Below are 12,187 nucleotides of genomic sequence, written 5' to 3'. Positions count from 1 at the left end.
CAAGTGCCTATCTCTGACAACCCGGACACCAGTAAAAAGGCCGTGATGAGAGCGTGCCCTTCTCAATCACCGTGCTGCAGCGCCGGCATTTTTTGCCCTGCCGATGAAAAACCTCAAACTGAAACGCCGCTTCCTCATGATATTTCTTCATGGTTCCACGCATCCGATAGGCATGACGCGGCACCGACAGCAGCGCTTCGCTGAAAGCAGTCAGCTGATCGTTACTGAGATCCTGCGCCCGATGATTTGGCAGCAGCTGCGCCAGCCACAGAATCTCGGCACGCAGGTAGTTTCCCAGCCCGGCCAGAAAAGCCTGATCCAGCAACAGACCACTGAACTGCCGCCGCCGGAAACGGGGTGACAGCAGCCGCTCTTTCACCTCTTCCACTGTCAGCGCGCTGTTCAGCACATCCGGCCCGATACGATTAAGAAAGGGATGCGCCGCCAGCGTATCCGCGTTGAGCAGCTCAATATCAGAGGCGCTGTAGAGCAGGATCGCTTTGCCCGCCGTCGCCAGTCGCACCCGTAACTGACGGGTGGAATTCAGTTCGGTATCAGGTTTTACAATGCGCCAGACACCATACAGCTGGTTATGACTGTAGAGCGTCAGGCCATTGCTGAAATGAGTCAGCAGCGCTTTACCCCGCGTCTCAATCGCCTGAACCTGCTCACCAATCAATGCCGGTTCATAGGTCTTGAGCTGAGGAAACGCGAACCACGCTTCCGTTAACGGCTGCCCCACAATGGCGGCTTCAAGTTTATCCGCCACGCGACGAATTTCCGGTCCTTCAGGCATCGTTCATCCTCTTAATGAGTGGCGCCGCCAGCCTGTTTAATATCTTCGCCGGTCTCCAGCGTGACCTTTACCGCAATTTCCAGCGCCTGAATAATGGACGCCAGCGCCATGCTCGGTGCCCCCCGGATGCTGCGCAGCCTGTTCAGGCAGATATGGAATATGGATAAAGCCTCCCCGCACCGGACTGTCATGCTGTTCAAGCCAGTGCAGCAGGCCGTACATTACGCGGTTACAGGTAAAGGTGCCCGCCGTTTGCGACACTGAAGCGGGGATCCCCGCTTCACGCACCGCCGCCACAATCGCTTTGATGGGCAGACGGGAAAAATAGGCTGCCGGGCCACCTGCTACAACGGGTTCGTCCACCGGCTGGTGACCGGCGTTATCCGGGATACGGGCGTCGTCGACATTAATACCAATGCGTTCAACGGTAATGTCGCTACGGCCGCCCGCCTGCCCCACCGATAGAATGGCATCCGGTTTCACCTCTTCCAGCGCCTGATTCAGCACGTTAAGTACGTCGCTGAATACCACCGGCAACTGGCGGATCACTATCGTCGCTCCGCTAATCTGTTTGCCTTCCAGTGCGCGCACCGCTTCCCATGAAGGGTTAATCGTTTCACCGCCAAAAGGTTCAAAGGCGGTCATCAGGACAGTTTTCATGCAACCTCACAGGAACATCAGGAAATAGAGCAGGAAAATGTTAACGATTAACAGTAGCACACCGGTCGGAATCTGAGCCTTGATCACCGCGTTACGATCGGGCAGTTCCAGCAGCGCCGCCGGGACGATATTGAAGTTGGCCGCCATCGGCGTCATCAGCGTGCCGCAGTAGCCGGAGAACATGCCAATTGCCGCCATCACTGCCGGGTTTCCGCCGTGCTGCAACACCAGAATCGGGATGCCGACGCCTGCGGTGATAATCGGAAACGCCGCAAAAGCATTACCCATGATCATGGTTAACAGCGCCATCCCGACGGCATAGACCGTTACCGCGACAAAGCGATTGTCCACCGCCAGCCAGGTTTCTGTCAGATGTGAAATGGCGCTACCCACGCCCGCGCTGGTAAACAGCAGCCCCAGGGTGGCAAGGATCTGTGGCAGGATAAAGGCCCAGCCAATCGAATCCAGCAGGCGACGGGTCTCCTGCATCGACTGCACCGGTTTCTCGTGGGTCAGTTTTAACGCCACCAGCCAGCCAATCACACAGCCGACCATCATTGAAAACAACGTCACCAGCGTGGCGTGGTTACCGGGGCCGAACACCGCATCCTGCAAACCGGGAATATGGTTAAACGCCAGCACACCGACCACGGTCACAACCGGAATCGCCAGCGCAGGCAGAAACAGTTTATTGCGCAGACGCAGCGCACTGGCCTGTTTCTCTTCCTCGCTGCGCTGATGATAGCGACCCAGCCTGACACCGCCAAACCCGGCAATCAGCGCCATCACCACCACAATGACACCGATGCCGATGTGCAGCATACGGGTGCCTGCCGCATCTGAACCCATCCAGGCGCTCATCAGTTGCGTCGTCCAGTCACCGACCAGAAAAACCAGGCCATACAAGGCCCAGAACAGCCCGGTGGTAAAGCGATGCGGATTCGCGCTGTCACGCCAGGAAAGCACCGCCACCACCAGCAGGATAATGCCCGCCAGCCACATCAGATATTGTTGCTGGAACATTACTCACCTCCTTTGGCTTTCAGCGCCTGACGGTTCAGCTGCTGCAGCTCTCGCGCCAGTTGCCGATCCAGCCGTACCAGACGTGCCGAGTGGATCAGGAACGCGGCGACGGCAGTCGGAATGCCCCATAAGGCGATGTGCAGCGGTTCGGTCTGAATCCCGGCGGACTCCTGCATAAAGTTGTGCATAAAGATAATCGCGCCAAACGCCACGAAAATATCCTCACCAAAGAAGAGACCGACATTATCGGTCGCCGCTGACATCGCGCGCAGCCGATGGCGCAACTCAGGTGAGATCTCGCCATAGCGGTTTTCCGTTGCCCCTTCCGCCATTGGTGCCAGCAACGGACGCACCATCTGCGGATGTCCGCCGAGACTGGTTAACCCCAGCGCGGCGGTGATTTCGCGCACAAACAGATAGACGATCAGCAGCCGTCCGGCGGTTGCCGTTTTGATCTGTGCAATCCAGGCCTGCGCACGCTCTTTCAGTCCGTGACGCTCCAGCAGACCAATGACCGCCAGCGGCAGCAGCAGGATCAGCGGCAGGTTGCGGGTGTTAAGAAAACCCGCCCCGAGCTTTTCCAGGATATCTGCCAGCGGCATCATCGCGGCAAGACCGGTCACAAACCCGGCGACAATCACCACCAGCACCGGATTGAACCGTAACAGGAAGCCGACGACGATGGCGGCGATGCCCAGTAATGGCCAGAGATTTACTGCACTATCCATGGATTCCCCTCAGAGTTGAAAAACCCGGCATACGCCGGGCTAAGTGTGGTTATTCAGTTGCTGGTGACACGAATCTGCTGATCGGCAAACGCATCACGCAACCGCTGTGCAAACTGCAGTGCATGTGCGCCGTCGCCATGTAAGCAGACGGTCTGTGCATTCACCGCTACCCATTCTCCGGTGATACTTTTGACTTTGCCCTGCTGCACCATCGTCAGCGTCTGACTGATAGCCTGCTGTTCATCTTCAATCAGCGCGCCCGGCTCGCTGCGCGGCACCAGCGCACCGCTGCTGAGATAGCCACGGTCGGCGAACACCTCTTCCCGCGTGCGTAAGCCGTAGTGCGCCGCCGCGCGAATCGATTCGCTGTTAGCCAGTCCCACTACAATCAGCTGGCTGTCGACCGCCCTGATAGCGCGGGCAATGGCGTCCGCCAGCACCGGATCGGCCGCAGCCTGGTTGTAGAGCATGCCGTGCGGTTTAACATGAAGCAGTCGCGCACCTTCACTTTCCGCCAGACTTTTCAGCGCACCAATCTGATAGATCATCTGGGCATAGACCGTTTCCGGCGGCAACTGCATGGCGCTGCGGCCAAAGTTCTCCCGATCGGGAAAAGCGGGATGCGCACCAATCGCAACACCGGATGCCTGTGCCCAGCGCACAGACTGCAGCATGGTCTGCGCATCACCTGCGTGAAAGCCACAGGCGATGTTGGCGGAACTCACCAGTTGCAGCAGCGCCTGATCGCTGGCGCAGCCCTCGCCCAGGTCGGCGTTTAAATCAATGTTCATTGAGTCCCCACTTCATCTGGTCCAGTGCGCGTTGCTGATGCTGACGTGCCAGCATCGCTTCCGGCAGGGTGCAGTGAATAAAGTGAATCGGCTCACCCAGCCGGATTTGTGCCAGGTGATAGAGATCGGCTTCGATAACCGAGGCGATGCGCGGATAGCCGCCGGTGGTCTGGGCATCCGCCATCAGCACGATGGGTTGTCCATTCGGCGGCACCTGAATCACACCCGGCATCACGCCGTGTGACAGCAGCTCGCGCGGGCTTTCGCGCTGAAGTTCACGTCCCTCAAGCCGGTATCCCATCCGGTTACTTTGCGGGCTGAGTTTCCATGCGGTACGCCAGAATGCCTGCTGCGCTTCGCGGCTGAATTCATGATACTCCGGGCCAGGTAATGCGCGGATGCGGTTGCCCCACAGCAGCTGCCGTACCCCGACTTTACCGTCAAACTCACGGGTCGGTTTACCCAGCGGAATCTGATCGCCATCCCGTAAGGTTCGCCCCTGAAAGCCGCCAAATTTTGCTTTAAGATCGGTGCTGGCAGAACCGAGCATCGCCGGGATATCAAAACCGCCCTGCACTGCCAGATAGCTGCGCATGCCGCGCTGTGGCATCGCCAGCGACAGGAGCTGCCCCCGTTTCACCCGCGTGCGCCAGCCCGTCCAGACCGGCTGGCCGTCAAGCTCCGCATGGCAGCCTGCGCCTGTCAGCGCAAACCAGCCATCGCGCGTGAACTCCGCTTTGAACTGGCCAAGCACCATCTCCAGCACCGCGCTGTCGGGATCATTGCCCACCAGCAGGTTGGCGGTGAACATCGCAGGATGATCCAGTACACCGCCAGGGCTGATGCCATACTGACGCCAGCCGTAACGGCCAGCATCCTGAATCGTGGCGGCCAGGCCGGCTCGCAGAATATTTAACATACGCCCTCCTGTTGCGGCACAAAGCGAACCCTGTCACCGGGACGGAGCAGCGTAGGCGGTTGCTGCAGGGGATCAAACAGCGCGGTGCGCGTCTGGCCAATCAGCTGCCAGCCGCCGGGCGAAGCCAGCGGATAGACGCCGGTCTGGCTGCCGCCAATGCCCACCGAGCCGGCGGGCACGGCAACTCTGGGCTCAGCACGCCGCGGAATGTGCAGGCGCGGATCCAGTCCGCCCAGATAGGGGAAACCGGGCTGAAAGCCGATAAAAAACACCACATAGTCGCTGCTGCTGTGCAGCTCAACCACCTGACGGGGCGTCAGCGCGGCGTGTTCCGCCACGACCGTCAGATCGGGGCCCGCTTCGCCGCCATAGATCACCGGGATCTCCACCTGACGCGACTCCGGCAACTGCGCTTCGCTCTCTTCCCACCAGCGCTGAAGCCGCTCTATCGCATCCAGCGGGCTCTGCTGGGGATCACGCAGGATCAAAGTGATGTTGTTCATGCCGGGAATCACCTCCAGCACGCTGGCATAGGCGTGCAGTCGCTGGTTCAGTCCCCAGATACGTTGCTGACTCTCCAGTGAGATCGGCGGTTCCAGCTCCAGCACGACAGCGCGTTCACCCAATAAATAACACCGTGCTCGTTGCAACAGCTACCTCCCGCTCAGTTGAGATCGCGCCTGGCCGACCTGACCGGATGCCCGGTGCAGCCCATTGCTTATCTACGTAAAGCAAACAGTTATGCGAAAGTGACAGGGATGTGTCAACAGATTTAGGTCCTGCGCAGGCGCGCAGGACAAGGGAGAATGTCAGGCAGGATTGGGAATATCGATGAAGGTCACATCAAGATCGTGGTGTTGCGCCAGCCAGTCACCCAGCGCTTTTACGCCGCCGCGCTCGGTGGCGTGATGGCCTGCAGCAAAGAAATGCAGTCCCTGCTCACGCGCGCTATGAATAGTCTGTTCAGAGACTTCACCGGTGATAAAGGCATCGACGCCCGCTGCTGCCGCCTGGTCGATAAAACCCTGCCCGCCCCCGCTGCACCAGGCAATGCGACGGATCAGCGCTGGCGCGTTGTCACCACAATGCAGCGGTTCACGTCCCAGCCGCTCACCGATTCGGCGGGCCAGCTGTTCGCCGGACAGGGGCTCAGCCAGCTCCCCCCAGAACACCAGCGGCATCACTTCGCCGCGCACTTCGATATCCAGCAGTTTCGCCAACTGGGCGTTGTTGCCTAGTTCAGGATGCGCGTCGAGCGGCAGGTGCCAGCCATAGAGATTGATATCGTTGGCCAGCAGGGTCCGCAGACGACGACGCTTCATGCCTTTAATCGCGGCCGGTTCACTTTTCCAGAAATAGCCATGATGGACGATAATCGCATCGGCCTGACGTGCCACCGCCTCATCCAGCAGCGCCTGACAGGCAGTGACGCCAGTGATAATCGTTTTGATCTCGCTGCGTCCCTCAACCTGCAATCCGTTGGGGGCGTAATCACTGAAACTGTGGCTGTCGAGTTGCTGATTGATCAGCGTCTCTAATTCGTAATGGTTCATTCAGGCTCCTTCGAGGCCTCAGGCTGCGCTTTTGGCGCGCTCAAAGGCGTCTAATGTCTTTTTACGTGCCACCTTATGATCCACGATTGGTGCCGGATAATCGAGTTTCTTATGATGCTTCTCCGCCCAGACATGGGGCTGGTGAATATCGCTGTCAGGGACGTCGGCCAGTTCCGGCAGATAGTGACGGATAAAGTCCCCCTTCTCATCGAAGCGCTCACCCTGCGTGGTCGGGTTAAAGATGCGGAAATAGGGCGCCGCGTCCGTGCCGGTCGATGCCGCCCACTGCCAGCCGCCGTTGTTCGCGGCCAGGTCACCATCAATCAGCTGTTGCATAAAATAGCGTTCACCTTCACGCCAGTCGATCAGCAGATCTTTGACCAGGAAACTGGCAGTGATCATTCGTAAGCGATTGTGCATCCAGCCCAGTGCCTTCATCTGACGCATTGCGGCATCGACAATCGGATAGCCGGTTTTACCCGCTTTCCAGGCGTCGAAATGTACGTCGTTACGCTGCCATTCAACGTTTCGCGTCCAGTCGATAAACGGCTTGTGTCGGCACAGCGCCGGATAAGCAACCAGCAGGTGACGGTAGAATTCACGCCAGACCAGCTCATTCAGCCAGGTGAACGCGCGGCTGTTCTCCAGCGCATCGGGATGTTCATGCAGCACGCGATGCAGGCACTGACGTGGCGACAGTACGCCGGTCGCCAGATAAACCGACAGACGGCTGGTGGCGTCCAGCGCCGGAAGGTCGCGCTTAGCGGGATAGTCGAGAACCGGTTGCGTGGCGAAATGGCGCAACCGCTTTAGCGCCGCCGCTTCGCCTGGCGGAAACAGATCCTGATCAAAGTCTTCAGTTGGATAGTCAAAGGCGGGGATCGGGGTGGTTTTCAGCGGTGCGCCTTCGCGCGCTTTCGGCGCAGGCACGCATTCAGGCAGACCCTGCTGCAACCGGCGGACAAAGGCTTTGCTGAACGGGGTAAACACCTTATACATTGAGCGATCGCCGCTCTGCACGCTGCCGGGCGGCAGCAACAGGCTGTCATCGAAGCCCTGGCAAATCACGCCCGCCTGGTCGAGACGCTTTTCAGCCTCCGCATCGCGCTGGCGTTCATTAACTTCATACTGGTAATTGTAGAAGAGCTGATCGACCTGCTGCTTAGCGCAGAACTGCACCAGCGCATCAATACTGTCGCTGAAGGCGTGGCACGCCTGGTAGTGCAGCTCTATGCCCCGCTCCGCCAGCGCACGCTGCACCTGCAACAGGCTGGCGTGGATAAATGCTGCCTGCTTCGGTGACATCTCATGCTGCTGCCACTGTGCTGGCGTGGCAAGGTAGAGCGCGATCACTTTTGCATGGCTGTCGCGGCAGGCGGCGTGCAGCGCCAGATTGTCGTTGACGCGTAAATCGTTACGCAGCCAGACCAGATGGGTGGTCATACTCCTCCTGAATTACTGACCGTAGCGTAAGCACAAGGCTTCGGGATAGGGATCGAAATAGCGTTGCTGTGCCAGCCACGGGTGCGGGTACTCCGCCATGTAGTGCTTGAGAATGGTAATCGGCACCAGCAGCGGTTGTGTGCCCTGACGGTAGCGGTCAATCAGCGTTGCCAGCTCCTGGCGCTGCGGTGAACTCAGATGCGTGCGGAAGTAGCCTTGTACATGCATCAGCACATTGGTGTGATTGCGACGTGAAGCAGGTCGTGACATCAGTTCCATCATGCGATTGCGGTACTCAAAGGCAAAGGCGTCCAGCGACTCCCACTGGCTCATGGAGGCGACAAAGGGCCCCAGCTCGCGGTATTTCTCCTGCGAATGCGCCAGCATCATCAGTTTATAACGGCTGTGGAAGGCGATCAGCCCATGCCGGGTCAGGCCGTTTTCCCACATCTGATTAAATTCATGCAGTGCGCAGATACGGCCGATAAAGTTCTCACGCAGGGCAGGATCGTGAAGACGACCATCTTCCTCCAGCGGCAGCCAGGGCATCTCGCGCTGCAGGAATTCAGCAAAAATACCGGTGCCCACTTTGCGGTTGTTGTTGTTGTCGGGCTCATAGACCCGCACCCGCTCCATGCCACAACTGGGTGATTTGGCGCAGAGGATATAGCCACAGAGGTGATGCAGCGATTTTACCCGCTCAGCAGACCAGTCACGCATCTGCGTCGTAACCTCTTCTCCGCCATCTTTACTGAAGCAAAGATGCAGCTCATCGTCAGCCTGCTTCACCAGACGCAATGCCGGGCGCGGCGTTGGCAGACCAATCGCCATCTCAGGGCAGATGGGCTCAAAATGGACAAACGGGGTGAGATCGTCGGTCGCAAAAGTAAGACGCTTATGCCCACCATCAAATCTGACGCGGTCGCCGAGCAGGCATGCACTGATTCCAACGGGGATTTTTTTGCTCATACTTGTACAACCTCCGAAATCTTGTAGAGGTTTAAGTGTAGCGTAAAATGGTCAGGAATAAAGGGGTAAAACGGGATTCCGGATCGCTTATTCTCAGAAAAAACGCAAAAAAAAGCCTGGTCAGTTGACCAGGCCTGTTTTGCGGCAGGGCAAATTACCAGAACGCGCCACCACTCGCTTCAGACTGCGCCAGCCAGACTGGCTTGGCGCTGGTCTTACACCAGACGCGGTGCAGGTAACTGTAGAAACGTGCCCGATCCTGTCGAAACAGCATAACAGGGAGTGCCAGTACGCCGAGAAGCACCACCAGCGTACGTCGCGCAATAATTTTATAACGTGGATAAGCCCGATACATGGTTTCTCCTCCCGGTAAGTGAAATAGTGTGAATGTGATCTGTGTTCAACTTTACGCCAGGTTGTGTAATTTTACTACTCATCTGACCACTTATTTACCGCTATTTATACTGTTTAAGAATTAACCTGTAATTAAGTTACAGAAAGGTTACTGCCTGGTTGCGTGAGCGTTGAAATGACTGACAGATTATGGTCGCGGACGCCAGCATAAAATATTGATAAAGTAGCGCTTCGGTCCCCACTCAAGGCAGGTATTGCGTGACCACGGTTTTGATCGTTGAAGATGAAAAAGAGATCCGGCGCTTTGTCCGGCTGGCGCTGGAAAATGAAGCCCTTAAGGTGTTTGATGCCGATACGCTGCAGCGCGGACTGATTGAAGCGGCGACCCGCAAGCCGGACTTAGTGATCCTGGATCTGGGTCTGCCGGATGGAGATGGCACCGATTTCATTCGTGACCTGCGCCAGTGGAGCGCCATACCGGTGATTGTGCTGTCAGCGCGCAGCGATGAGCAGGATAAGATCGCCGCACTGGATGCAGGAGCAGATGACTATCTGACTAAACCCTTTGGCATTGGCGAACTGCTGGCGCGCGTCCGGGTTGCGCTGCGTCGTCATAGTGGCCAGCAGCCGGATGCCAGAGTGACGTTCGCCGACGTCAGCGTCGATTTCGCCGCACGACGGGTGCAGCGCGGCAGCAGTGAGATTCACCTTACCCCGATTGAATTTCGTCTGTTGAGTATTCTGCTTAACAATGCCGGAAAGGTGCTGACGCAGCGGCAGTTGCTGAGTCAGGTCTGGGGACCCAATGCAGTGGAGCACAGCCACTATCTGCGCATCTATATGGGGCATCTGCGCCAGAAACTGGAAGCCAATCCGACACAGCCGGCTCATCTGCTGACGGAAACCGGGATCGGCTATCGCTTTATGCCATAAAAAAGGCGCCAGAGGCGCCTTTCATGACTGCAAACAAACTCAAATCTGAGTAAATACTGACCGCAACGGATAAACCCCGAGGCGCAGGGAACACGGCGAGAAGAGGAAAGCGTCCCACCGCCCGGATAAAAACGCCGGGAGCATTTTTGAACAACGCAACGCGTTGGCCCGGCTCCGGGCGCACCTCAGGGATGAGGTGCGTAATCGCGTGGGCCGAGCGTCTCATGAATGACATCTTTTGCGTCTTTCCGATCTGGCCGCGTTTCCTGAGCTGCACGGCCTCAAAGCGATGAAGGCCGCACTTTACCAGCAGCTCTGAGGCGCGCGATGCGCCTCTTAATCTGCCCGACTAATCAGGCGTTTTTCAGCACTTCGCTGACAATCTCAACGGCTTCTTTCTCAATCTGTGCGCGGTGTTCAGCGCCCAGGAAGCTTTCACAGTAGATTTTGTAAGCGTCTTCGGTGCCTGAAGGACGGGCAGCAAACCAGCCATTCTCCGTCATCACTTTAAGACCGCCGATAGATGCACCATTGCCTGGCGCGGCAGTCAGACGAGCGGTGATAGGATCACCCGCCAGGGTATCAGCGCTGACCATCTCCGGTGACAGCTTCGACAGCGCGGCTTTCTGCGCTGAGGTGGCTGATGCCTGCAGACGGTTATAGCTTGGTGCGCCAAAGCGCGCTGCCAGTTCGTCATAGTGCTGCTGCGGGTTTTTACCGGTCACGGCAGTAATTTCAGCGGCCAGCAGACACATGATGATGCCATCTTTGTCCGTAGACCACGGCGTACCGTCGAAACGCAGGAATGAAGCGCCTGCGCTCTCTTCGCCACCGAAACCGAAGCTGCCGTCATACAGACCATCAACAAACCATTTGAAACCCACCGGCACTTCCACCAGCTTGCGACCAATATCGTTGACCACACGGTCAATCATGGCGCTGGAGACCAGAGTTTTACCCACGGCAACATCCTGGCCCCACTGTGGACGGTGCTGGAACAGATAGTTGATTGCCACCGCCAGATAATGGTTTGGATTCATCAGACCCGCCGGGGTAACAATGCCGTGACGGTCATAATCGGGATCGTTGCCGAACGCCAGATCAAACTTGTCACGGTAAGCCAGCAGGCCTGCCATTGCGCTTTCAGACGAGCAGTCCATGCGAACCACGCCATCTTTATCCAGATGCATAAAGCGGAAGGTCTGATCGACCGCGTCATTCACCAGCGTCAGATCCAGCTTGTAGTGTTCAGCAATACGCTGCCAGTAAGCAATACCGGAACCACCCAGTGGATCCACACCCAGCTTCAGGCCCGCTTTCTGAATCGCCGGGAAGTCGATAATCTCTGCCAGACCTTCAACATAAGGCTGGATCAGATCTTTCTCGACCACATGACCGCTGGCCATCGCCTGCTCCAGCGGCAGACGTTTCACCTCTTTCAGGCCATCTTTGATCAGCTGATTGGCGCGATCTTCCACCACTTTGGTGACGTTGGTATCAGCAGGTCCGCCGTTAGGTGGGTTGTACTTGATGCCGCCATCTTCCGGTGGGTTATGCGACGGCGTAATCACGATGCCGTCAGCCAGCGCGCCACCCGCTTTGTTGTGCTCAAGTATCGCATTCGAGATCGCAGGGGTCGGCGTATAGCCATTATCCTGCTGCACAATCACATCAACGCCGTTTGCCGCCAGCACTTCCAGAACAGACAGGATGGCGGGTTCTGACAGCGCATGGGTGTCTTTACCGACGTAGCAAGGCCCGGTGATACCATTCTTTTTACGCTCTTCGGCAATCGCCTGAGCGATCGCCAGAATGTGCATCTCGTTGAAGCTTTGACGCCCTGCACTGCCGCGATGGCCGGAAGTGCCAAATTTCACCGCATGTTCCGGGTTCGCCACATCGGGCTGCAGGACATAATATTGTGACGTTAATTGTGCAACGTTAATCAAATCGCTCTGCTGGGCGGGTTGCCCGGCACGTGGGTGATTGGCCATTGGCGCTGCTCCCTGACGCTTAAG

The 12,187-nt window shown here is 57.6% G+C and carries 12 protein-coding genes and 1 pseudogene; 1 reads left to right on the top strand and 12 read right to left on the bottom strand.

The features are described 5' to 3' along the window. Positions 1-7: 7 nt before the first annotated feature. The 11 genes and pseudogenes from nei to AC0T7J_RS08020 all read right to left on the bottom strand — a co-directional run bounded on the left by nei (position 8) and on the right by AC0T7J_RS08020 (position 9,237). The gene (gene nei, locus AC0T7J_RS08070) at positions 8-796 is read right to left on the bottom strand and encodes an endonuclease VIII (RefSeq protein WP_473793365.1); all 789 of its coding nucleotides are present in this window, start codon (positions 794-796) and stop codon (positions 8-10) included. Positions 797-807: 11 nt separating this feature from the next. After that, a pseudogene (pcp, locus tag AC0T7J_RS08065) lies at positions 808-1,456 on the bottom strand (pyroglutamyl-peptidase I). Positions 1,457-1,462: 6 nt separating this feature from the next. Then, entirely contained in the window at positions 1,463-2,479 is a 1,017-nt protein-coding gene (locus AC0T7J_RS08060; protein WP_473793364.1) for a DUF979 domain-containing protein, read from the bottom strand. Continuing rightward, on the bottom strand, positions 2,479-3,207 hold the full coding sequence (locus tag AC0T7J_RS08055; RefSeq protein ID WP_086905422.1) for a DUF969 domain-containing protein: 729 nt from the start codon (positions 3,205-3,207) through the stop codon (positions 2,479-2,481). Before AC0T7J_RS08055 ends, AC0T7J_RS08060 begins: the two co-directional genes overlap by 1 nt. Before the next feature lie 53 nt (positions 3,208-3,260). Further along, positions 3,261-3,998 carry a 5-oxoprolinase subunit PxpA gene (gene pxpA / locus AC0T7J_RS08050; protein WP_473793362.1) on the bottom strand — a complete coding sequence of 246 codons (738 nt, stop codon included), beginning with the start codon at positions 3,996-3,998 and terminating at the stop codon, positions 3,261-3,263. Beyond that, positions 3,988-4,917, bottom strand: a complete 930-nt coding sequence (gene pxpC, locus AC0T7J_RS08045; RefSeq protein WP_473793361.1) for a 5-oxoprolinase subunit PxpC — start codon at positions 4,915-4,917, stop codon at positions 3,988-3,990. The genes pxpA and pxpC overlap by 11 nt, the downstream gene beginning before the upstream one ends. Continuing rightward, complete coding sequence (pxpB, locus tag AC0T7J_RS08040) at positions 4,911-5,567, bottom strand: 5-oxoprolinase subunit PxpB (protein ID WP_473793360.1); 657 nt, start codon at positions 5,565-5,567, stop codon at positions 4,911-4,913. The genes pxpC and pxpB overlap by 7 nt, the downstream gene beginning before the upstream one ends. Before the next feature lie 159 nt (positions 5,568-5,726). Next, complete coding sequence (locus AC0T7J_RS08035) at positions 5,727-6,470, bottom strand: type 2 GTP cyclohydrolase I (protein ID WP_010260703.1); 744 nt, start codon at positions 6,468-6,470, stop codon at positions 5,727-5,729. Positions 6,471-6,488: 18 nt separating this feature from the next. Beyond that, on the bottom strand, positions 6,489-7,913 hold the full coding sequence (phrB, locus tag AC0T7J_RS08030) for a deoxyribodipyrimidine photo-lyase (RefSeq protein WP_473793357.1): 1,425 nt from the start codon (positions 7,911-7,913) through the stop codon (positions 6,489-6,491). A 12-nt stretch (positions 7,914-7,925) separates the two neighbouring features. Continuing rightward, positions 7,926-8,882, bottom strand: coding sequence for a YbgA family protein (locus AC0T7J_RS08025; protein WP_473793355.1), 957 nt, complete (start codon positions 8,880-8,882; stop codon positions 7,926-7,928). 154 nt (positions 8,883-9,036) lie between these two features. After that, positions 9,037-9,237, bottom strand: a complete 201-nt coding sequence (locus AC0T7J_RS08020) for a DUF2517 family protein (RefSeq protein WP_031592216.1) — start codon at positions 9,235-9,237, stop codon at positions 9,037-9,039. Between the two features lie 257 nt (positions 9,238-9,494). Between AC0T7J_RS08020 and kdpE the strand changes: the two genes are divergently transcribed. Then, complete coding sequence (gene kdpE, locus AC0T7J_RS08015) at positions 9,495-10,169, top strand: two-component system response regulator KdpE (protein ID WP_010260694.1); 675 nt, start codon at positions 9,495-9,497, stop codon at positions 10,167-10,169. A 353-nt stretch (positions 10,170-10,522) separates the two neighbouring features. On the opposite strand, the gene pgm is transcribed toward kdpE, so the two are convergent. Next, on the bottom strand, positions 10,523-12,163 hold the full coding sequence (gene pgm / locus AC0T7J_RS08010; RefSeq protein WP_031592218.1) for a phosphoglucomutase (alpha-D-glucose-1,6-bisphosphate-dependent): 1,641 nt from the start codon (positions 12,161-12,163) through the stop codon (positions 10,523-10,525). Positions 12,164-12,187 lie beyond the last annotated feature (24 nt).

Source organism: Pantoea sp. E956-1, from assembly GCF_982223955.1.
Note: the sequence above shows the minus strand (reverse complement) of the source record. Positions and strands in the feature narration are given on the sequence as shown.

What these genes read in the sequence shown, in the direction of transcription:
- pxpA (WP_473793362.1), bottom strand. Translation starts at nt 3,998, where the DNA reads ATGAACATTGATTTAAACGCCGACCTGGGCGAGGGCTGCGCCAGCGAT.
- AC0T7J_RS08025 (WP_473793355.1), bottom strand. Translation starts at nt 8,882, where the DNA reads ATGAGCAAAAAAATCCCCGTTGGAATCAGTGCATGCCTGCTCGGCGAC.
- pxpC (WP_473793361.1), bottom strand. Translation starts at nt 4,917, where the DNA reads ATGTTAAATATTCTGCGAGCCGGCCTGGCCGCCACGATTCAGGATGCT.
- AC0T7J_RS08060 (WP_473793364.1), bottom strand. Translation starts at nt 2,479, where the DNA reads ATGTTCCAGCAACAATATCTGATGTGGCTGGCGGGCATTATCCTGCTG.
- phrB (WP_473793357.1), bottom strand. Translation starts at nt 7,913, where the DNA reads ATGACCACCCATCTGGTCTGGCTGCGTAACGATTTACGCGTCAACGAC.
- AC0T7J_RS08055 (WP_086905422.1), bottom strand. Translation starts at nt 3,207, where the DNA reads ATGGATAGTGCAGTAAATCTCTGGCCATTACTGGGCATCGCCGCCATC.
- AC0T7J_RS08020 (WP_031592216.1), bottom strand. Translation starts at nt 9,237, where the DNA reads ATGTATCGGGCTTATCCACGTTATAAAATTATTGCGCGACGTACGCTG.
- nei (WP_473793365.1), bottom strand. Translation starts at nt 796, where the DNA reads ATGCCTGAAGGACCGGAAATTCGTCGCGTGGCGGATAAACTTGAAGCC.
- AC0T7J_RS08035 (WP_010260703.1), bottom strand. Translation starts at nt 6,470, where the DNA reads ATGAACCATTACGAATTAGAGACGCTGATCAATCAGCAACTCGACAGC.
- pgm (WP_031592218.1), bottom strand. Translation starts at nt 12,163, where the DNA reads ATGGCCAATCACCCACGTGCCGGGCAACCCGCCCAGCAGAGCGATTTG.